Consider the following 18,930-nt stretch of genomic DNA (forward strand, 5'->3'; position numbering starts at 1 on the left):
GCAACGGATGGGGAGGCAGGAACGACGGTGGCGGAACGTAGCACAGCTGCCGTCGACGTGGCCGACAACAGCGGCGACGAGCCGCTGACCGCTAAGGCGGACGGCGCCACGGCCGACGGGGTGGCGGAAGCCCAGCAGACGGCGGATACGAGCACCCCGGAAACGGGCGACGAGCGGAAGAACGGCGCCCTAGGGCACGTCGCCGCGCCCGAGCTGCACAGCGGCCACAAGCTCGCCAGACGCTACCGGCTCGAAGAGTGCGTCACCCGTCTGGACGGTTTCAGCAGCTGGCGGGCCGTCGACGAAAAGCTCCGCCGGGCCGTCGGTGTCCACCTTCTTCCCGCAGAGCACCCGCGTGCCCGCTCGGTCCTCGCCGCAGCGCGGTCGTCGGCGCTCCTCGGCGACCCGCGCTTCGTGCAGGTCCTGGACGCTGTCGAGGAGAACGATCTCGTCTACGTCGTTCACGAGTGGCTTCCGGACGCCACCGAACTCACCACTCTCCTGGCGGCCGGTCCGATGGAGGCGCACGATGCATACCAGCTCGTCAGCCAGGTCTCCCAAGCCATGGCCGCGGCCCATCGCGAGGGCCTGGCCCATCTCCGGCTGACGCCAGGCGCCATACTGCGCACCTCCTCCGGCCAGTACCGCATCCGCGGCCTCGCCGTGAACGCCGCCCTGCGCGGCATCACCTCCGAGCACCCGCAGCGCACCGACACCGAGGCGATCGGCGCCCTGCTGTACGCCTCCCTCACCCAGCGCTGGCCGTACGAGAACGACGCGTACGGGTTGTCCGGGCTGCCCAAGGGAGTGGGTCTCATCGCCCCCGACCAGGTTCGGGCGGGCGTCCACCGCGGCCTTGCCGAGCTCGCCATGCGCGCTCTGGCCAACGACGGCGCCACTGCCTCCCGCCAGGAACCACCCTGCACCACTCCGGAGGAGCTGGCCAAGGCGGTCGCGGCCATGCCTCGCATCCGACCGCCGGAGCCCGCTTTCACCGCACCGCCCGAGTACCAGCGCACCACCTACCCGCAGGGAACCTACGGACGCTCGCCGTCCCGTCCCGCCTCGACCACCCAGCCGATGACGGCTGCCCCGCCGCCCCCGCTGCAGACCCGGACGGGAAAAGCCCTGAAGTGGAGTGTTGCCGCGCTGCTCATCGCCGCACTGGGGCTGGGCAGCTGGCAACTGGCAGACACTCTTCTCGACCGCCGGGGCTCCGCCGGCCCGGGCGGGACACAGACGACGGACAGCGACGAAAAGCCGGTAAAGACTGCCCCTAAGCCGATTGCCGTCCAGGGGGCCGAGGAGTACTACCCCGACGGGAAGCCGCAGAACGCCGACGGCGTCAAGAACACCTATGACGGCGACGGCTCGACGTACTGGCGGTCGAAGAGCTTCATAGACGGACCGAAGCTCGCACCCTTCAAGCAGGGCATCGGCATCATCTACGACCTCGGTTCCGACCAGAACGTTTCGGCCGCTTCGATAGGGCTCCGCTTCGGTGGTGACCACACCACGGTCACCCTGTACGGCACGGACTCGATGTCGTCGTCCACCCCCGTCGACTCGATGAAGAAGATCGCCACCACCGAGACGCAGGGCACCACTGCCGCACTCGCCGCCCCGGCTCCGGTGAAGACCCGGTACGTCCTCGTCTGGCTCACCGAGGTTCCGAAGTCCGACGGAGACGAGTTCAGCAGCGCCGGATACAAGCAGGCGATCACGGACGTGAAGTTCTCGGGCTGACCAGGACAGCAGGGGGAGGGGGTTCACCGTTGGACGACGCCAACCCGGGCGGCGCAAGCGACCAGGATCTGCTGGCTCGTCATGTCGCGGGCGATCCCGACGCCTTCGGTGAGATCGTCCGCCGCCACCGGGACCGCCTGTGGGCCGTGGCCCTGCGCACGCTGGGCGACCGTGAGGAAGCCGCAGACGCGGTGCAGGACGCTCTCGTCTCCGCCTACCGAGCCGCCCACACCTTCCGGGGACAGTCCGCCGTCACGACCTGGCTGCATCGCATCACGGTGAACGCCTGCCTTGACCGCGCCCGCAAAGCCGCTTCACGCAAGACCTCACCCATGGACGACACCGAGCGACTCGAGCAGCTCCTTGAGCCTCACGAGTCGGCCGAGGCGCCCGCAGAGCGCCAGGATCTACACCGCGAACTCCTGGCCGCCCTGCGCACACTTCCCCCCGAGCAGCGGGCCGTTCTGATCCTCGTCGACATGCAGGGCTATCCGGTGGCAGAAGCCGCCCAGATCCTCGACGTGCCGACCGGGACGGTGAAGAGCCGCTGCGCTCGAGGCCGGGCAAGGCTGCAGCCGATACTCAGGCATCTGCGTACCGACGCCCCGGATATCAACGACCTCAGCCGGGGAAGGAACCGGACGCAGGGGACATCCGTCCCACCGGCAGCAGAACCCAAGGACACAGACGCGGTGAAGGGCGGAGGTGGGCGACTGTGACATCCACGACCGGCGCAATCCGGCACCCGGACGTCTCTGAGATCTCCGACCTCACCGAGGGACTGCTCTCTCCGCCACGCACAGCCGAAGTCCAGAAGCACCTCGACGTATGCCGTCTATGTGCCGATGTTCGAGCCTCCCTGGACGAGATCCGCGGGCTCCTGGGCACGCTGCCGGGCCCTCAGCGCATGCCGGCCGACATCGCGGAACGCATCGACGCAGCCCTCGCAGCCGAAGCTCTGCTGGACGCCACGTCCCCCATCGCCGAAGGCGATGTTTCACGTGAAACATCGCCTTCCCATGCTCCGCAAGCGCCGCCCTCCCCGCGGCCCGTCGGCCATCCGCGTGCGGCCACAGGCCCCGGCCGCGGTACACGAACCAAACGGCGGCGCCGCGCCGTTCTCGGAGGCGTTATCGGCACGGCCGCGATCGGCATGAGCATTTTCCTGATGCAATCGCTGCACACCTCTGAAGGAGGCGCAGAGAAAACCGCGGACAGCGGTGTGGGCGTCGCGTCCGACACACCTGGCACGTTCTCCGCATCCGCCCTCGAGAGCCGAGTCCAGGCGCTTCTTGCCCCGGCATCATCGGCCGGTCAGAAACCGGAGAAAAAGAAGTCCCTCGACGCCCAGACCGCCCCGCACTCGCCGTTGCGGGACACGGAAGCAGCCACGACCGTCCCCCCCTGTGTCCAGGCCGGGACAGGCCGGACAGAACCGCTCCTCGCCTCCGAACTGGGCACCTTCGAGGGCGCTGAGGCCTATCTGCTCGTGCTCCCTCACGCCTCGGACAGCTCCGTGGTACAGGCTTACGTCGTCGACGCCTCCTGCCAGGAAACAGCGCTCTCGGGCAAGGGCGAAGTTCTGCTGTCACGCACCTACCCCCGCCGCTGACACACCCATCGGGCACTCGACCACCCCGGGAATGCGGGCCCCGTAGGATCCGTTGGGTGGGGTGAGAGTCATTGACCGGCCCCGGTAGGCAGTAGGCAGTCCGCAGAGACGAGGAAGACACCCGTGAGCGACGTCCGTAACGTGATCATCATCGGCTCCGGGCCGGCCGGCTACACCGCCGCCCTCTACACCGCACGCGCGTCGCTCAAGCCGCTTGTGTTCGAAGGCGCCGTCACGGCAGGCGGCGCGCTGATGAACACCACCGAGGTGGAGAACTTTCCCGGCTTTCGGGACGGGATCATGGGCCCGGAACTGATGGACAACATGCGGGCCCAGGCTGAGCGGTTCGGAGCCGAATTGGTGCCCGACGACATCGTCTCCGTCGACCTGACCGGTGACATCAAGACCGTGACCGACACCGCCGGCACCGTCCATCGCGCCAAGGCCGTCATCGTCACCACCGGTTCCCAGCACCGCAAGCTTGGCCTGCCCTACGAGGACGCTCTTTCCGGGCGCGGAGTCTCCTGGTGCGCCACCTGCGACGGGTTCTTCTTCAAGGACCAGGACATCGCCGTGGTCGGCGGCGGTGACACCGCGATGGAGGAGGCCACCTTCCTCTCCCGGTTCGCCAAGTCCGTCACGATCATCCACCGCCGGGACACTCTGCGCGCTTCCAAGGCCATGCAGGAGCGAGCGTTCGCGGACCCGAAGATCAAGTTCGCGTGGAACAGCGAAGTTGCCGCTATCCACGGTGATCAGAAACTCTCCGGCCTCACCTTGCGCAACACCAAGACGTGCGAGACGTCCACGCTGCCAGTGACCGGCCTGTTCATCGCCGTGGGCCATGACCCGCGTACCGAGCTCTTCAAGGGGCAGGTGGAACTGGACGACGAAGGCTACCTGCGGGTCGATGCTCCCTCGACGCGCACCAACCTCACCGGTGTCTTCGGCGCCGGTGACGTCGTCGACCACACGTACCGGCAGGCCATCACCGCCGCCGGCACCGGCTGCTCCGCCGCCCTCGATGCCGAGCGCTACCTCGCAGCCCTCGGCGACGAGGAGAAGGCCGCCGCCGCGGCGGTCTGACCCACACGCTTACCCCACCCCACACCCCAGGAAGAAAGAGGAGGCTGCCGTGGCCGGCACCCTGAAGAACGTGACTGACGACTCCTTCGAAGAGGATGTTCTCAAGAACGACAAGCCTGTGCTCGTGGACTTCTGGGCCGCCTGGTGCGGTCCCTGCCGTCAGATCGCTCCGTCTCTCGAGGCGATCGCGGCGGAACACGGCGACTCGATCGAGATCGTCAAGCTCAACATCGACGAGAACCCGGCCACCGCCGCCAAGTACGGCGTGATGTCCATCCCGACGCTCAACGTCTACCAGGGCGGCGAGGTCGCCAAGACCATCGTCGGAGCCAAGCCGAAGGCCGCCCTCGAGCGGGACCTCGCTGACTTCATCGGTGACAGGGCCACCAAGGCCTGACAGAGCACCGTTCCACGTGAAACAAGGGCCGCCCCGAGGGGCGGCCCTTGCCTCTGTCAGAACGATTCTTCAAAGGGGCCGCAGAACAGGCTCCTTCTGAACCGCACCCAGCAGCCTGTCCAGAGCAAGCTCTACGTCTTCCTTCCAGGACAGTGTCGTCCGCAGCTCCAGACGCAAGCGCGGATGCACTGGATGGGGACGCACCGTCTTGAACCCCACCGCCAGCAGGTGGTCAGCCGGCAGCACACATGCCGGCTCGTTCCACCGGGCGTCTCCAAACGCCTCGATCGCCTTGAAGCCCCGCCGTAGCAGATCCTTCGCGACCGTCTGCACCATCACACGGCCAAGTCCCTGCCCCTGGTACCCCGGCATGATCCACCCGGTCATCAGCTGAACCGCGTCAGGAGAGACGGGGCTCGTGGGAAACGCCGTGGAGCGCGGCACATAAGCCGGAGGCGCGTAGAGAACGAAGCCGACGGGCACCTCATCAACGTAGACGACCCGACCGCAGGACCCCCACTCGAGAAGAACAGCGGAGATCCACGCCTCCTTCTCCAGCTCAGACGTTCCTGCCTTTACCGCAACTTCGCCACTGACCGGATCAAGTTCCCAGAAGACACACGCCCGGCAGCGCTTGGGAAGGTCCGGAAGGTTGTCCAGCGTGAGCGGTACGAGCCGACGACCCATGAAGGCTGATCCTCACTTCCCTCACTTGCCGCGTCCCGGGCCGCCGTCAGCGCGCTCCGCTCCTGGAGCAGACTGCCGACGAAACCGCCGACCACCCCCAGCCCCAGTCCTGCTGTCATCAGTCCGGTGCGGCTCACCGATCGCATGCCCCGCCCTCTCCGTTTGAGGTGCCTTCAGGTGATGCGTCCTAGCTGAACGCATCGTATCCACCCAGCGATTGCATCGATACCGCCTGAAAGCAAAGGACGGGCCGTGTTCCGGTATACACCGGACACAGCCCGCCCACCACACGGCACTCCAGGGCTCAACTCATTCCTGTTCATCCTCAGGGTGCCCGTTCTCCAGGACTCGACCTTCGCCCGGCGCCAAAGTCCCCAGAATCCGCTCCAGATCGTCCATCGAAGCAAACTCGACAACGATCTTGCCCTTCTTCTGCCCGAGGTCAACCTTCACCCGCGTTTCGAAGCGGTCCGAGAGCCGTGCGGCGAGACCAGACAGCGCGGGCGACACACGCGCCCCCGCCCGGGGACCCTTGGGCTTCACAGAACTCGACGGCTCCGAGCCCATCAGAGTGACAATCTCCTCGACCGCACGCACTGAAAGCCCCTCGGCCACAATGCGATGCGCCAACCTGTCCTGCTCCTCGGAGTCGTCCACCGAGAGCAGGGCCCGAGCGTGGCCGGCCGACAACACGCCGGCAGCTACCCGGCGCTGAACCGACGGCGACAGCCGCAGGAGCCTTAGGGTGTTGGAAACCTGCGGACGCGAACGCCCGATCCGGTCGGCCAGCTGGTCGTGCGTGCAGTTGAAGTCCTTGAGCAGCTGGTCGTATGCCGCCGCTTCCTCCAGCGGGTTCAGCTGAGCACGGTGCAGGTTCTCCAGAAGCGCGTCCAGGAGAAGCTTCTCGTCGTCCGTGGCCCGGATGATCGCGGGGATCCGCTGCAGACCCGCCTCACGGCAGGCCCTCCAGCGCCGCTCACCCATGATGAGCTCATAGCTCTCGGGCCCCTGCTGCCGTACGACGACTGGCTGGAGGAGCCCCACCTCCTGGATGGAGGTGACGAGCTCGGAGAGCGCGTCCTCGTCAAACACCTCGCGCGGCTGGCGCGAGTTGGGCGTGATCGAATCTAGCGGCAACTCGGCGAACGTGGCCCCGGCTACCGGCTCGGCCACCGACTCAGCTGCGGGCTCCGCAACCTGTGCCGGCACTTCCGTTTCACGTGAAACGGCGCTCTGCGGAAGTGAGGCGACCTTCGCAGCCGCCACACCGCGCTCCGCAGTCAACACCGGAACGCCAGTGGGAGAAGTCGCAGGAGTCCCCATGGCGGGAACGGCCTTCTCCTGCGGAGCGGCAGGGATCAGCGCACCCAGTCCGCGCCCCAGCCCTCTACGTCGCTCACTCACTGGATCCCCTCCGACATGTTCTGCTGGCTGTTCCGGCCGCCCGAGTGGGCGTGCTGGGCGTCATAGTGCAATCCGACCCCGCGCAGCGCGATCTCGCGCGCAGCTTCCAAATAGGAGAGCGAACCACTAGAGCCCGGATCATAGGTGAGGACCGTCTGGCCGTAGCTCGGCGCCTCCGAGATCCGCACGGACCGCGGGATGCTCGTACGCAGCACTTCGTTGCCGAAGTGGCTACGCACCTCGTCCGCCACCTGCGAGGCCAGCCGGGTCCGGCCGTCGTACATGGTCAGGAGAATCGTCGACACATGCAGCGTGGGGTTCAGGTGACCGCGCACGAGATCGACGTTCCGCAGCAGCTGGCCGAGGCCTTCCAGGGCGTAGTACTCACACTGGATGGGGATCAGCACCTCGGCTCCCGCAACCAGCGCGTTGACCGTCAGCAGTCCAAGGGAAGGCGGGCAGTCGATGAGGATGTAATCCAGCGGCTGCTCGTACGCCTGGATCGCCCGCTGCAGCCGACTCTCCCGCGCCACCAGCGACACAAGCTCGATCTCCGCACCGGCGAGATCGATCGTGGCGGGGGCACAGAAGAGGCCTTCGACATCCGGAACCGGCTGCACCACGTCCGAGAGCGGCTTGCTGTCCACCAGGACGTCGTAGATCGATGGGACTTCGGCGTGATGGTCGATACCCAGGGCAGTGGAGGCATTGCCTTGGGGGTCGAGGTCGATCACCAGGACCCGAGCGCCATGCAGCGCAAGGGACGCGGCGAGGTTGACCGTGGTAGTGGTCTTACCTACGCCGCCTTTCTGGTTGGCGACCACCATGACGCGCGTCTGCTCAGGCCTGGGCAAGCCCTCGCCGGCGCGGCCGAGGGCTTCCACCGCCAGCTGGGCAGCACGACCAATAGGGGTGTCGTCCATCGGAGGCGGTGTTTCACGTGAAACATCCTCCCCCACCGACTCGGTACGGGGACCGGGGACCGGATCGGTCATCGGTCCCGCGATGTTGGCGTCGGACCGCAAGGATTCACTCTCCTCGACATCAGGCTCGCAATGAGCAGAGCCTGCCATGCTTTCGGGGTTGTGAACCAGCGAGGGCCGTTCTCCTGTGGATGAATCCACCTTTGTGGACAACTGGGGGACCCCAGGAGACTTGCGATCACGCGGCGAAGTAGCCGCCCGACCGCGACTGATGATTCCGTGCAGCAGAGAGCGACGTTTCACGTGAAACACGATGCACGGATAGCCACGTCAGACTGCTTCGACACTCCGAAATGCGTACGTTTGGCAGCTTGTATGGAGCACCGCTGGTAGACGGTACAGATCAACGCCGCCGACGGGCGCGGCCGGCCCGAGCCGCCTTGGCCCGCTTCGTGGCGAACCGAACCCCGCCGGGGCTTTCCCCGACCTCCACCCGCACCACCGTGGACAGCGGATCCACCACGCCTGCACCCACGTGCAGCACTGAGGTCTTCACCACACCCAGCTTGGCCAGCGCGGACTTCGCCGCCACCAGCTCCTCCTCGGCGGTGTCTCCCTTCAGCGCCAACATCTCTCCGTACGGACGCAGCAGGGGAACGCCCCAACCGGCCAGCCGGTCCAACGGCGCCACCGCGCGCGCTGTCACCACATGCACCGGCGGGAGCGTGCCCAAAACCTCCTCGGCCCGGCCCCGGACCACGGTCACGTGGTCCAGTCCCAGCAGCTCCACCACTTCCTGGAGAAAGTTCGTACGCCGCAGAAGTGGCTCCAGCAGGGTGATCTTCAGATCCGGCCGAACCAGCGCCAAGGGAATGCCGGGCAAACCGGCGCCCGAACCCACGTCGCAAACCGAAACACCCTCGGCCACCACCTCGGAGAGCACGGCGCAGTTCAGCAGATGCCGCTCCCACAACCGCGGCACCTCACGAGGCCCGATCAGCCCCCGCTTGACGCCCGCGTCCGCCAGCAGCTCCGCGTACCGGACAGCTTCCGGGAAGCACTCGCCGAATACCGCCCTCGCCTCTTCCGGGGCCGGGGGGAGCTCCGCTGCCTCCGTCACGGGGACCGTCCTTCCGTACCGCACTGTCGTAGCTGACCTATCAGGCTGACAAGATCGGCCCCGCCTGCGAACAGACGGGGCCGACCACACTGGGGAGCCGATCAGACCGGGAGCACAACGACGAAGCGCTCCGGCTCCTCGCCCTCGGACTCGCTGCGCAAGCCGGCGGCCGCAACAGCGTCGTGCACGACCTTGCGCTCGAACGGGGTCATCGGCTCGAGCTTTACGGGCTCACCGCTGTTCTTCGCCTCGTCCGCAGCCTTCGCACCCAGAGCCGCAAGCTCCTCACGCTTCTTGGCGCGGAACCCGGCGATATCCAGCATCAGACGGCTCCGGTCACCGGTCTCCCGGTGTACCGCCAGCCGGGTCAGCTCCTGGAGAGCCTCCAGGACCTCACCGTCACGGCCGACCAGCTTCTGCAGATCACGACTGGCCGAGTCACTGATGATGGAAACTGCGGCTCGGTCGGCCTCGACGTCCATGTCGATGTCACCGTCGAGGTCGGCGATGTCCAGCAGGCCCTCGAGGTAGTCGGCCGCGATCTCCCCCTCCTGCTCAAGGCGGGTCAGGGTGTCGCCACCCTCAGCGGCGGCGGAGGTGGTGCCTTCCGTCACGGGATGGGCTCCTTCTTACTTCTTGGAGGACGGGTGCTTGGGCCGCTGCTGGCCCTTGCGCTGTCCCGGCTTGGCTTGACGGGGTGAACCGGAAGCAGACTTCGTGGCCGGCGGCTTCGACCCGGCATCCTGCGATCCGTCCTGCTTCTCGAGCGAGGTATTGGCGCCCGCCTCGGCAACCTCGGCCGTTCCGACTCCCGCTCCGGGAGTGGCCGCCTGGCGCTTCGCCTTGGTCTGCCGCTTGGGCTGCTGCCGCTTGGCCATCCCGGCCGCCCCCGCGTCCACGGTGGGCTCGGAGCTCTTGATCACCGTGCCGTCGGCCTGCGCGACCAGCCCCTGCTTGGCCAGCCCGGTGACGAAGCGTCGCTCGTTGTCGTTGCGGTCGGTGCCCTTGGCGACGAGCGCCTGGACGACTCCGCGCTTACGGCGTCCGCGGACCTGGCCATGGGCGCCGACGCTCTTCAGCAGACGCTGGAGGTACTGGTCCTGGGCCTTGCTTCCGGGGGTCGGGTTCTGGTTGATCACGTACATCTGCTGGCCCATGGTCCACACGTTGGTGGTCAGCCAGTAGACAAGGACACCGACGGGGAAGTTGATACCCATCACGGCGAAGATCACCGGGAAGATGTACATAAGCATCTTCTGCTGCTGCATGAACGGCGTCTTGACCGACAGGTCGACGTTCTTCTGCATCAGCTGGCGCTGCGTGTAGAACTGCGACAGCGACATCAGGATGATCATGACCGCGGTAACGATGCGGACGTCCATCAGCGACGCGTTCAGCGCCGCGACCTTCTCCGTGCTGTCCGTGAACTTCGCGGCCAGCGGCGCACCGAAGATGTGTGCCTTCTGCGCACTCTGCAGCAGCGGCTCATTGATGACACCAATGGTGTCATTCGAAGCGATCTTCGAAAGCACGTGATAGAGGGCAAAGAAGAACGGTGACTGCGCCAGGATGGGAAGGCACGAAGAAAGCGGGTTGGTACCCGTCTCCTTGTACAGCTTCATCATCTCTTCGGACTGACGCTGCTTGTCGTTCTTGTAGCGCTCCTGGATCACTTTCATCTTCGGCTGGAGCGCCTGCATGTTCCGGGTCGACTTGATCTGCTTGACGAACAGCGGGATCAGACAGATCCGGATCAGCACCACCAGCGACACGATGGACAGTCCCCAGGCCCAACCCGTGTCCGGGCCGAAGATCGCCCCGTACAGCGAGTGGAATTGGACGATGACCCAGGAAACAGGTGTCGTGATAAAGCTGAAGAGGCTGGCAATCGTGTCCACTAATCAGGCTCCTTGAGCATTGGGCGAGCTCTCTGCGGCCGGGATGTTCTCAGCGGCGGAGTGACCGCCCTTGCTGCCGCGCAAGGCGCTGCGCAACAGTTCGTGCCAACGTGGGCGCTTGCGGGCGGGAACATGATCGACACCACCGGGCGACCACGGGTTGCACCGCAGAATGCGCCAAGCGGTCAAGGCCGTCCCTTTCACCGCACCATGCCGGTCGATGGCCGTATATCCGTAGTGCGAGCACGACGGGTAGTACCTGCACACCGGCCCGAGCAACGGACTGATCGTCCACTGGTACAGCTTGATCAAAGCCAGCAGCGGGTACTTCATCGCGCCACCCCTCCCAGCAACCGCAGAAGGGCGGCATCCAGGTCTCGGGCAAGCTCAGCATGGTCGGCGTCGCCCGCTCCGGGCAGCGCCCGTACGACTACCAGGCTACCGGGGGGCAACTGAGGCAGTCGTTCGCGTATCAGATGGCGAAGCCTGCGCTTCACCTGGTTGCGGACGACCGCACCGCCCACAGCCTTGCTGACAACGAAACCCGCACGCGTCGGGGAAGCGCTCTCCCCAGGCGCGTGCGGGTCCGTTGCACCGCAAAAACGTAGGTGCACGACGAGGAGCGGGCGTCCAGCCCGGTTTCCCCGACGTACCGCGGTCGCGAAGTCCTCGCGCCGCCTCAGCCGATTCTCGGTAGGCAGCACGACGTCACGACCTGTTTTCGATCAGGCGGACAGGCGGGCGCGACCCTTGTCACGGCGGGACGCGAGAATCGCGCGGCCGGCGCGGGTGCGCATACGCAGGCGGAAGCCGTGGGTCTTCGCACGACGGCGGTTGTTCGGCTGGAAGGTGCGCTTGCTCACTCGGGGGCTCCAGAAATGAATCGTGTGGTGGCGGGACATCGCCTGGCTGTCACCGTGCGCCCACGAGGAACTCGCGTAAACGCCCGAGTGGCACCGCTTCACAACCACAGATCGTGATCATTGCCCATCGGAGGCAGGCGGCAGCAGCCATCGACAACTCGACCTGGTTACGGTACGCGCGGCTACGCCATCCGGTCAAACCGGAGCTTCAGCCGGTGTCCACTATGCACAGGCTGTGGACAACAACTTGAACCGTACCGTTGCCCTGACTACCGTGGCTGGACTCCAATCCTTTTTCTTCCCGACCGTCCCAAAGAACCACACCTTCGTGGGACCCCGTGAGAGAGCGTGCTCTGTGGCTGACGTACCTGCCGATCTTGCCGCAGTGTGGCCACGAGTGCTCGAGCAACTCCTTGACGAAGGACAGCAGGGCATCGAGGCGAAGGACAAACAGTGGATCGAGCGGTGCCAGCCGCTCGCCCTGGTGGCCGACACCGCCCTCCTCGCCGTCCCCAATGAATGGGGCAAGCGCGTACTCGAAGGCCGCCTCGCCCCCCTCATCAGCGAAACGCTCAGCCGCGAGTGCGGCCGCCCGATCCGGATCGCCATCACCGTCGACGACTCCGCCGGCGAGCCCCCCGCCCCGCACATTCCGCCCGTACAGCAGGAACGATCGCGCTACGACGAGCCGTCGCACCGCGACGCCTACGACGGCTACGCGCAGCGCCCCGGCAACGACCAGCGCCAGGGCGACCGCGACCAGATGCCGGCCCCGCGCGCCGATCACCTCCCCACCGCGAGGCCGGCGTACCCCGACTACCAGCAGCAGCGCCCGCAGCCCGGTGCCTGGCCACGCCCTCCTCAGGACGACTACGGCTGGCAGCAGCCCCGGCTCGGCGGCTACCAGGAACGCGACCCGTACGCGTCCCCCCAGCCCCAGCACGGCTACCGGCCGCAGGGTGAGCGTCCGGCGTATGACGAGACGCAGTACGACCAGTCGCCGTACGACCCGCAGCGCCCCGACCGGCACGACAGGCGTGAGCGGCATGACCGCCATGAGCGACCCGACCCGCAGTCTCCCCAGGGCAACCCGGCCCTGTCCTCCACCGGCGGCGGACGGCCGTCGTCCCAGCCCGTCTCCGCGCCGGGGCCCGGCGAGCCGACCGCCCGCCTGAACCCGAAGTACCTCTTCGACACCTTCGTGATCGGCGCCTCCAACCGCTTCGCGCACGCCGCCGCGGTCGCAGTCGCCGAAGCGCCGGCCAAGGCGTACAACCCGCTCTTTGTCTACGGGGAGTCGGGCCTCGGCAAGACCCACCTGCTGCATGCGATCGGCCACTACGCGCGCAGCCTCTACCCCGGCACGCGCGTCCGGTACGTGAGCTCGGAGGAATTCACCAACGAGTTCATCAACTCCATCCGCGACGGCAAGGGCGACTCCTTCCGCAAGCGCTACCGCGAGATGGACATCCTGCTCGTCGACGACATCCAGTTCCTGGCGAGCAAGGAGTCGACGCAGGAGGAGTTCTTCCACACCTTCAATACGCTCCACAACGCCAACAAGCAGATCGTCCTGTCCTCGGACCGGCCGCCCAAGCAGCTGGTGACCCTGGAGGACCGGCTGCGGAACCGCTTCGAGTGGGGCCTCATCACGGACGTACAGCCGCCGGAGCTGGAGACGCGCATCGCGATCCTCCGCAAGAAGGCGGTGCAGGAGCAGCTGAACGCCCCGCCGGAGGTACTGGAGTTCATCGCGTCCCGCATCTCGCGCAACATTCGAGAGCTGGAGGGCGCGCTGATCCGGGTCACGGCCTTCGCGTCGTTGAACCGGCAGCCGGTCGATCTCGGCCTCACCGAGGACGTCCTGAAGAACCTGATCCCGGGCGGCGAGGACGCCGCCCCGGAGATCACGGCGCCGGCCATCATGGCCGCGACCGCCGACTATTTCGGCCTGACCGTGGACGACCTGTGCGGCTCTTCGCGCAGCCGCGTGCTGGTGACGGCACGCCAGATCGCGATGTACCTGTGCCGTGAGCTCACCGACCTCTCACTGCCCAAGATCGGGGCGCAGTTCGGCGGTCGCGACCATACGACCGTGATGCACGCGGACCGCAAGATCCGCGCGCTGATGGCCGAGCGGCGGTCCATCTACAACCAGGTCACCGAGCTCACCAACCGCATCAAGAACGGCTGACACACACCGGCTCAACGGCCGGCCCAGTAGGTACGAAGGGCGCCCCGGGACGACTCCCGGGGCGCCCTTCGTCGTCGCGCGACCCGTATCCGGTGGTCGGGCCGCGTGCCTGTTCCCTTCCCGCTGTTCGAATGGCTGTCGGATGGGACCGCTCCTCCACAGATCCTGGAGTAAACCGCCGTCCACACCCTGGGGACTGGAAAGTTGTCCAGACTGCGTCCACAGAGGTGGTGGTCGAGACCTCTTCGCCCCAGGTCAGGACCCTGTGGAATTGTGATCAACTGCCGTCCACAGACTGTGGACGGAGGAGGTGGCCGCCGGCGGACCTCCGAGTTGTCCACCGGCGGCCCACAGGCAAAATCATGTTGTGCACAGCTTCTGCGAGCTTCTCCACAGCCTTGTCCACTGTTCGGCAACGAAACACGCGACCTCACTGGGGCGAGTGAAAGGCGTCACACCACGGAGGGCGGTTGGGCTGTGGGGAACGTGGGTAAAGCTGGGGACGGTGCTGTGGAGTACACCGGGCTGCCTGTGCACCGAATGTGCAGAACTTTCGCTTCTCCACAGCGGGAGCTACTTGTCCACCGGCTCCACCCACAGGCTCAGTGGACAAAATAGTGGGCTTGACCTGCGGATACAGGGTTATCCACCGTTTCCACAGGCCCTACTACTACTCCCACATAGAGATACCTGGGAATCCGCTTCGAAACGGGGCCTGTGCACAACTTGAGCCCGGAGCCCCCAGCACCTGTTGTCTCGACTTGACCCCGAGCCGCACCGAGTGTCGGTGGCGTGCGTCAGACTGGTCCCCGGCAACACAGCCAGACGACGAAGGCCAGCAGGGCGAGCCAGCAACAGCAGGAGGCGGTTCCGGTGAAGATCCGGGTGGAGCGCGATGTACTCGCGGAGGCGGTGGCGTGGGCGGCTCGTAGCCTCCCGGCCCGTCCGCCCGTCCCCGTCCTCGCGGGCCTGCTCCTGAAGGCGGAGGACGGCACTCTCAGTCTCTCCGGCTTCGACTACGAGGTCTCGGCGCGGGTCTCGGTGGAGGCGGATGTGGAGGAGGACGGCACGGTCCTCGTCTCCGGCCGGCTGCTCGCCGACATCTGCCGGGCGCTCCCCAACCGGCCGGTGGAGATTTCCACAGACGGTGTGCGGGCCGTGGTGGTCTGCGGCTCCTCGCGGTTCACACTCCACACGCTGCCTGTGGAGGAGTACCCGACGCTGCCCCAGATGCCGACCGCGACCGGCACGGTGCCCGGCGAGGTCTTCGCTTCCGCGGCCGCCCAGGTGGCCATCGCCGCCGGGCGCGACGACACGCTGCCCGTGCTGACCGGCGTACGGATCGAGATCGAGGGCGACACGGTCACCCTGGCGTCCACCGACCGCTACCGCTTCGCGGTGCGCGAGTTTCTGTGGAAGCCGGAGAACCCGGACGCCTCCGCGGTCGCGCTGGTGCCCGCGAAGACGCTGCTCGACACGGCCAAGTCGCTGACCAGCGGTGACACGGTCACCATCGCTCTCTCCGGCTCCGGTGCGGGTGAGGGCCTGATCGGTTTCGAGGGAGCCGGCCGCCGCACCACGACACGGCTGCTCGAGGGTGACCTGCCCAAGTACCGGACCCTCTTCCCGACCGAGTTCAACTCGATCGCGGTCATCGAGACGGCTCCGTTCGTCGAGGCCGTCAAGCGTGTGGCGCTGGTGGCCGAGCGGAACACCCCGGTGCGGCTGAGCTTCGAGCAGGGTGTGCTCATCCTCGAGGCCGGTTCCAGCGACGATGCACAGGCTGTGGAACGCGTCGACGCCAAGCTCGAGGGCGACGACATCTCGATCGCCTTCAACCCGACCTTCCTGCTGGACGGCCTGAGTGCGATCGACTCGCCGGCCGCCCAGCTCTCGTTCACCACCTCGACCAAGCCCGCGCTGCTGAGCGGCCGGCCGGCGGTGGATGCCGAGGCGGACGAGGCGTACAAGTACCTGATCATGCCGGTACGGCTCTCGGGCTGACCGGCCCTCGTCCTGCCGGTCACAGCGGCCGGTCTCGTACCGAGGAGCTGCGCCCAGCCGTCGTCGCAGGTCAGGGCCGGTTTCGACGTACGAGCCGGGCCCGTGCCCTCCTGTCGGGCCGCTTTTGCGCGCCGGGCGTAGGCTCGGTCTCGGGTACGAATCGCCTCAACGCTTAAGGAACCACTGATGGAGCTCGGTCTCGTCGGTCTCGGCAAGATGGGCGGCAACATGCGCGAGCGCATTCGCCGCGCAGGCCACACCGTCATCGGATACGACCGCAATCCGGACCTCGCTGATGTCCACAGCCTCGAGGAGCTTGTGGGCAAGCTCAAGGCCCCGCGAGCGGTGTGGGTGATGGTGCCGGCGGGTGCCGCGACCCAGTCCACCATCGACGAGCTTGCTGAGCTGCTGTCTCCGGGGGACGTCGTTGTGGACGGCGGGAACTCTCGCTGGACGGACGACGAGAAGCACGCCGCGGAACTGGGCCTGAAGGACATCGGGTTTGTCGACTGCGGTGTCTCGGGCGGTGTCTGGGGCCTGGAGAACGGCTACGCGCTGATGTACGGCGGCGACGCCGAGAACGTCGCCAAGGTGCAGCCGATCTTCGACGCCCTCAAGCCGGAGGGCGAACTCGGGGCGGTTCACGCGGGCAAGGTCGGAGCCGGGCACTTCGCGAAGATGGTTCACAACGGCATCGAGTACGCCATGATGCAGGCGTATGCCGAGGGCTGGGAGCTGCTGGAGAAGGTCGACTCGGTCACGGACGTCCGAGAGGTCTTCCGGTCCTGGCAGGAGGGCACGGTCATCCGTTCCTGGCTGCTCGACCTCGCGGTCAATGCGCTGGACCAGGACGAGCACCTTGAGCAGCTGCGCGGTTACGCCGCTGACTCGGGTGAAGGCCGTTGGACGGTGGAGGCGGCGATCGACCACGCGGTACCGCTGCACGCCATCACGGCTTCCCTGTTCGCGCGCTTCGCGTCGCGTCAGACCGACTCCCCCCAGATGAAGATGATCGCGGCTCTGCGTAACCAGTTCGGTGGTCACGCGGTCGAGCCCATGCTGTAACGAAAGAGCTGAAAGCAGTCGGGGGAGGTCCGCGCATATCCATGCATGTATCGCATCTGTCGCTGGCCGACTTCCGCTCGTACGCCCGGGTCGAGGTCCCTCTCGATCCGGGCGTCACCGCTTTTGTCGGTCCGAACGGCCAGGGCAAGACGAACCTCGTCGAGGCGGTCGGCTATCTGGCGACGCTGGGCAGCCACCGGGTTTCCTCGGACGCTCCGCTGGTGCGGATGGGAGCGGACCGGGCGGTCATTCGCGCTGCCGTGGTGCAGGGGGAGCGGCAACAGCTGGTCGAGCTGGAGCTCAATCCGGGCCGGGCGAACCGTGCGCGGATCAACAGGTCTTCACAGGTCCGGCCCCGTGATGTGCTGGGAATCGTGCGGTCGGTGCTGTTCGCGCCCGAGGACCTGGCGCTGGTCAAGGGGGATCCGGGAGAGCGCAGGCGGTTCCTGGACGAGTTGATCACGGCACGCTCGCCGCGAATGGCCGCGGTGCGGTCGGACTACGAGCGGGTGCTGAAGCAGCGGAACACACTGCTGAAGTCGGCGGCGATGGCCCGTCGCCATGGTGGGCGCGGGGTGGATCTGTCGACGCTGGATGTCTGGGATCAGCATCTCGGGCGTGTGGGAGCGGAGCTGCTGGCACAGCGGCTCGATCTGATCGCGACGATTCAGCCGCTGGCCGACAAGGCCTATGAGCAACTGGCGCCTGGTGGCGGACCGGTCTCGTTCGAGTACCGCAGCTTTGTGAGCGGTGGGCTGCCGGGGGTTCATTCGCGTGAGGAGCTGTACGAGCAGCTGCTCACGGCGCTGGCGGATGCGCGTAAGCAGGAGATCGAGCGGGGGGTGACCCTGGTCGGGCCGCACCGTGACGATCTGGTGCTGAAGCTGGGTCAGCTGCCTGCGAAGGGTTATGCGAGCCATGGAGAGTGCTGGTCGTATGCGCTGTCGCTGCGGCTGGCTTCGTACGACCTGTTGCGGGCCGAGGGCAATGAGCCGGTCCTGGTACTGGATGACGTTTTCGCCGAGTTGGATGCCCGTCGGCGGGAGCGGCTGGCGGAGCTCGTGGCGCCGGGCGAGCAGGTGCTGGTGACGGCGGCTGTGGACGACGATGTGCCGGGTGTTCTGGTCGGTGCCCGCTTCGCGGTGGCCGGGGGCGAGGTGAGCCGGGCGTGAACGGGGAGCGGAAGGTGCCGGAGGCGTCGGGGGTGGATCTGGCGCGCCAGGCGCTGGCGGCGGCGAAGGAGCAGGCGCGGGCCCGTGGGGCCGCGGTGCAGCAGAAGAGGCAGGCCGGGCGGGGTGGACTGCGGTCGGGCGCGCGGGCGGACGGCCGGGATCCACTGCAGCTCGGGGCAGCGCTGGAACGGCTGAAGACGGAGCGCGGCTGGGAGATGCCGATGGCCGTGGGCGGGGTGATGGGGCGCTGGCCGGAGATCGTCGGGGACGATCTGGCGAAACATTGCGTTCCGCTGCGGTATGACGACGATCCTGCTGAGCGTGTGCTGACGGTGCAGTGTGATTCGACGGCGTGGGCGACGCAGCTGCGGTTGCTCGCACCACAGCTGGTGGCGCGACTGAACGCGGATCTTGGGCAGGGAACCGTGCGGCTGATCAAGGTGCTGGGGCCCGGCGGGCCGTCGCGCCGGTTCGGGCCGTTGCGGGCGCCGGGGAGCACGGGGCCGGGCGACACCTACGGCTGACAGCGCGGCTGACACGCACGGCTGAGGTGGGCGACCTCACTCTGACCGTCCTTCCCGCCTCAGACCGCCCCGGCCCCTGGCTGCCGGCCCGCTCCCTCGTGGTCCCATGACCCGTTCCCCAGGGGCCCCGGAGACGTGCAGCTCTCCCGGCGCAGCCGGTCCCGCCGCACCCTCGTCCCGTACGGCAGTGGGCCCCCGAGGTGTCCGACGCGGGGCCGCCGGGGCGGTTGCGGAA

Annotated in this window: 19 protein-coding genes; 10 read left to right on the plus strand and 9 right to left on the minus strand. The window is 67.2% G+C overall.

The genetic code is table 11. The features are described 5' to 3' along the window. Positions 1–27: 27 nt before the first annotated feature. From AB0M62_RS06185 to trxA, 5 genes are all read left to right on the plus strand, one after another. Positions 28–1,746: a serine/threonine protein kinase gene (locus AB0M62_RS06185; RefSeq protein WP_366072921.1), complete on the plus strand. Its 1,719-nt coding sequence runs from the start codon at positions 28–30 to the stop codon at positions 1,744–1,746. Positions 1,747–1,775: 29 nt separating this feature from the next. Beyond that, positions 1,776–2,465, plus strand: a complete 690-nt coding sequence (gene sigM, locus AB0M62_RS06190) for an RNA polymerase sigma factor SigM (protein WP_366072922.1) — start codon at positions 1,776–1,778, stop codon at positions 2,463–2,465. Then, positions 2,462–3,358 carry a hypothetical protein gene (locus AB0M62_RS06195; RefSeq protein ID WP_366072923.1) on the plus strand — a complete coding sequence of 299 codons (897 nt, stop codon included), beginning with the start codon at positions 2,462–2,464 and terminating at the stop codon, positions 3,356–3,358. Before sigM ends, AB0M62_RS06195 begins: the two co-directional genes overlap by 4 nt. Positions 3,359–3,481: 123 nt before the next feature. Next, positions 3,482–4,444, plus strand: coding sequence for a thioredoxin-disulfide reductase (trxB, locus tag AB0M62_RS06200; RefSeq protein ID WP_366072924.1), 963 nt, complete (start codon positions 3,482–3,484; stop codon positions 4,442–4,444). Between the two features lie 49 nt (positions 4,445–4,493). Next, positions 4,494–4,841 carry a thioredoxin gene (trxA, locus tag AB0M62_RS06205; protein ID WP_366072925.1) on the plus strand — a complete coding sequence of 116 codons (348 nt, stop codon included), beginning with the start codon at positions 4,494–4,496 and terminating at the stop codon, positions 4,839–4,841. Positions 4,842–4,910: 69 nt separating this feature from the next. Here the strand turns inward: trxA and AB0M62_RS06210 are convergent, their stop codons facing one another. The 9 genes from AB0M62_RS06210 to rpmH all read right to left on the minus strand — a co-directional run bounded on the left by AB0M62_RS06210 (position 4,911) and on the right by rpmH (position 11,736). Further along, on the minus strand, positions 4,911–5,528 hold the full coding sequence (locus tag AB0M62_RS06210; RefSeq protein ID WP_366072926.1) for a GNAT family N-acetyltransferase: 618 nt from the start codon (positions 5,526–5,528) through the stop codon (positions 4,911–4,913). A 309-nt stretch (positions 5,529–5,837) separates the two neighbouring features. Further along, positions 5,838–6,932 (minus strand): ParB/RepB/Spo0J family partition protein, encoded by a 1,095-nt coding sequence (locus AB0M62_RS06215; RefSeq protein WP_366072927.1) that lies wholly within the window; start codon positions 6,930–6,932, stop codon positions 5,838–5,840. Continuing rightward, entirely contained in the window at positions 6,929–8,005 is a 1,077-nt protein-coding gene (locus AB0M62_RS06220) for an AAA family ATPase (RefSeq protein WP_366072928.1), read from the minus strand. The genes AB0M62_RS06215 and AB0M62_RS06220 overlap by 4 nt, the downstream gene beginning before the upstream one ends. 253 nt (positions 8,006–8,258) lie before the next feature. Further along, a complete protein-coding gene (gene rsmG, locus AB0M62_RS06225) occupies positions 8,259–8,975 on the minus strand; it encodes a 16S rRNA (guanine(527)-N(7))-methyltransferase RsmG (RefSeq protein WP_366072929.1) in 717 nt (238 codons plus the stop codon). Positions 8,976–9,076: 101 nt separating this feature from the next. Then, the gene (locus AB0M62_RS06230) at positions 9,077–9,589 is read right to left on the minus strand and encodes a R3H domain-containing nucleic acid-binding protein (protein ID WP_366072930.1); all 513 of its coding nucleotides are present in this window, start codon (positions 9,587–9,589) and stop codon (positions 9,077–9,079) included. Positions 9,590–9,604: 15 nt separating this feature from the next. Next, positions 9,605–10,873 carry a membrane protein insertase YidC gene (yidC, locus tag AB0M62_RS06235; RefSeq protein ID WP_366072931.1) on the minus strand — a complete coding sequence of 423 codons (1,269 nt, stop codon included), beginning with the start codon at positions 10,871–10,873 and terminating at the stop codon, positions 9,605–9,607. A 3-nt stretch (positions 10,874–10,876) separates the two neighbouring features. Next, positions 10,877–11,206, minus strand: a complete 330-nt coding sequence (gene yidD, locus AB0M62_RS06240; RefSeq protein WP_366072932.1) for a membrane protein insertion efficiency factor YidD — start codon at positions 11,204–11,206, stop codon at positions 10,877–10,879. Further along, positions 11,203–11,577 carry a ribonuclease P protein component gene (gene rnpA / locus AB0M62_RS06245; protein WP_366072933.1) on the minus strand — a complete coding sequence of 125 codons (375 nt, stop codon included), beginning with the start codon at positions 11,575–11,577 and terminating at the stop codon, positions 11,203–11,205. The genes yidD and rnpA overlap by 4 nt, the downstream gene beginning before the upstream one ends. Before the next feature lie 21 nt (positions 11,578–11,598). Continuing rightward, positions 11,599–11,736 (minus strand): 50S ribosomal protein L34, encoded by a 138-nt coding sequence (gene rpmH / locus AB0M62_RS06250; RefSeq protein ID WP_073787211.1) that lies wholly within the window; start codon positions 11,734–11,736, stop codon positions 11,599–11,601. Between the two features lie 355 nt (positions 11,737–12,091). Here rpmH and dnaA point away from each other — a divergent pair, with 355 nt between their 5' ends. From dnaA to AB0M62_RS06275, 5 genes are all read left to right on the plus strand, one after another. Then, positions 12,092–13,930, plus strand: coding sequence for a chromosomal replication initiator protein DnaA (dnaA, locus tag AB0M62_RS06255; RefSeq protein ID WP_366072934.1), 1,839 nt, complete (start codon positions 12,092–12,094; stop codon positions 13,928–13,930). 873 nt (positions 13,931–14,803) lie between these two features. Further along, positions 14,804–15,934, plus strand: coding sequence for a DNA polymerase III subunit beta (gene dnaN, locus AB0M62_RS06260; protein ID WP_366072935.1), 1,131 nt, complete (start codon positions 14,804–14,806; stop codon positions 15,932–15,934). Positions 15,935–16,120: 186 nt separating this feature from the next. Continuing rightward, the gene (gene gnd / locus AB0M62_RS06265) at positions 16,121–16,999 is read left to right on the plus strand and encodes a phosphogluconate dehydrogenase (NAD(+)-dependent, decarboxylating) (RefSeq protein WP_366072936.1); all 879 of its coding nucleotides are present in this window, start codon (positions 16,121–16,123) and stop codon (positions 16,997–16,999) included. Between the two features lie 41 nt (positions 17,000–17,040). Beyond that, on the plus strand, positions 17,041–18,171 hold the full coding sequence (recF, locus tag AB0M62_RS06270) for a DNA replication/repair protein RecF (RefSeq protein ID WP_366072937.1): 1,131 nt from the start codon (positions 17,041–17,043) through the stop codon (positions 18,169–18,171). Beyond that, positions 18,168–18,695, plus strand: coding sequence for a DciA family protein (locus tag AB0M62_RS06275; protein WP_366072938.1), 528 nt, complete (start codon positions 18,168–18,170; stop codon positions 18,693–18,695). The genes recF and AB0M62_RS06275 overlap by 4 nt, the downstream gene beginning before the upstream one ends. The last annotated feature ends 235 nt before the right edge of the window (positions 18,696–18,930 follow it).

This window comes from Streptomyces sp. NPDC051219 (assembly GCF_040682335.1).
In the GTDB taxonomy this organism is placed as follows: domain Bacteria; phylum Actinomycetota; class Actinomycetes; order Streptomycetales; family Streptomycetaceae; genus Streptomyces.

What these genes read in the sequence shown, in the direction of transcription:
- AB0M62_RS06210 (WP_366072926.1), bottom strand. Translation starts at nt 5,528, where the DNA reads ATGGGTCGTCGGCTCGTACCGCTCACGCTGGACAACCTTCCGGACCTT.
- gnd (WP_366072936.1), top strand. Translation starts at nt 16,121, where the DNA reads ATGGAGCTCGGTCTCGTCGGTCTCGGCAAGATGGGCGGCAACATGCGC.
- recF (WP_366072937.1), top strand. Translation starts at nt 17,041, where the DNA reads ATGCATGTATCGCATCTGTCGCTGGCCGACTTCCGCTCGTACGCCCGG.
- AB0M62_RS06220 (WP_366072928.1), bottom strand. Translation starts at nt 8,005, where the DNA reads ATGGCAGGCTCTGCTCATTGCGAGCCTGATGTCGAGGAGAGTGAATCC.
- yidD (WP_366072932.1), bottom strand. Translation starts at nt 11,206, where the DNA reads ATGAAGTACCCGCTGCTGGCTTTGATCAAGCTGTACCAGTGGACGATC.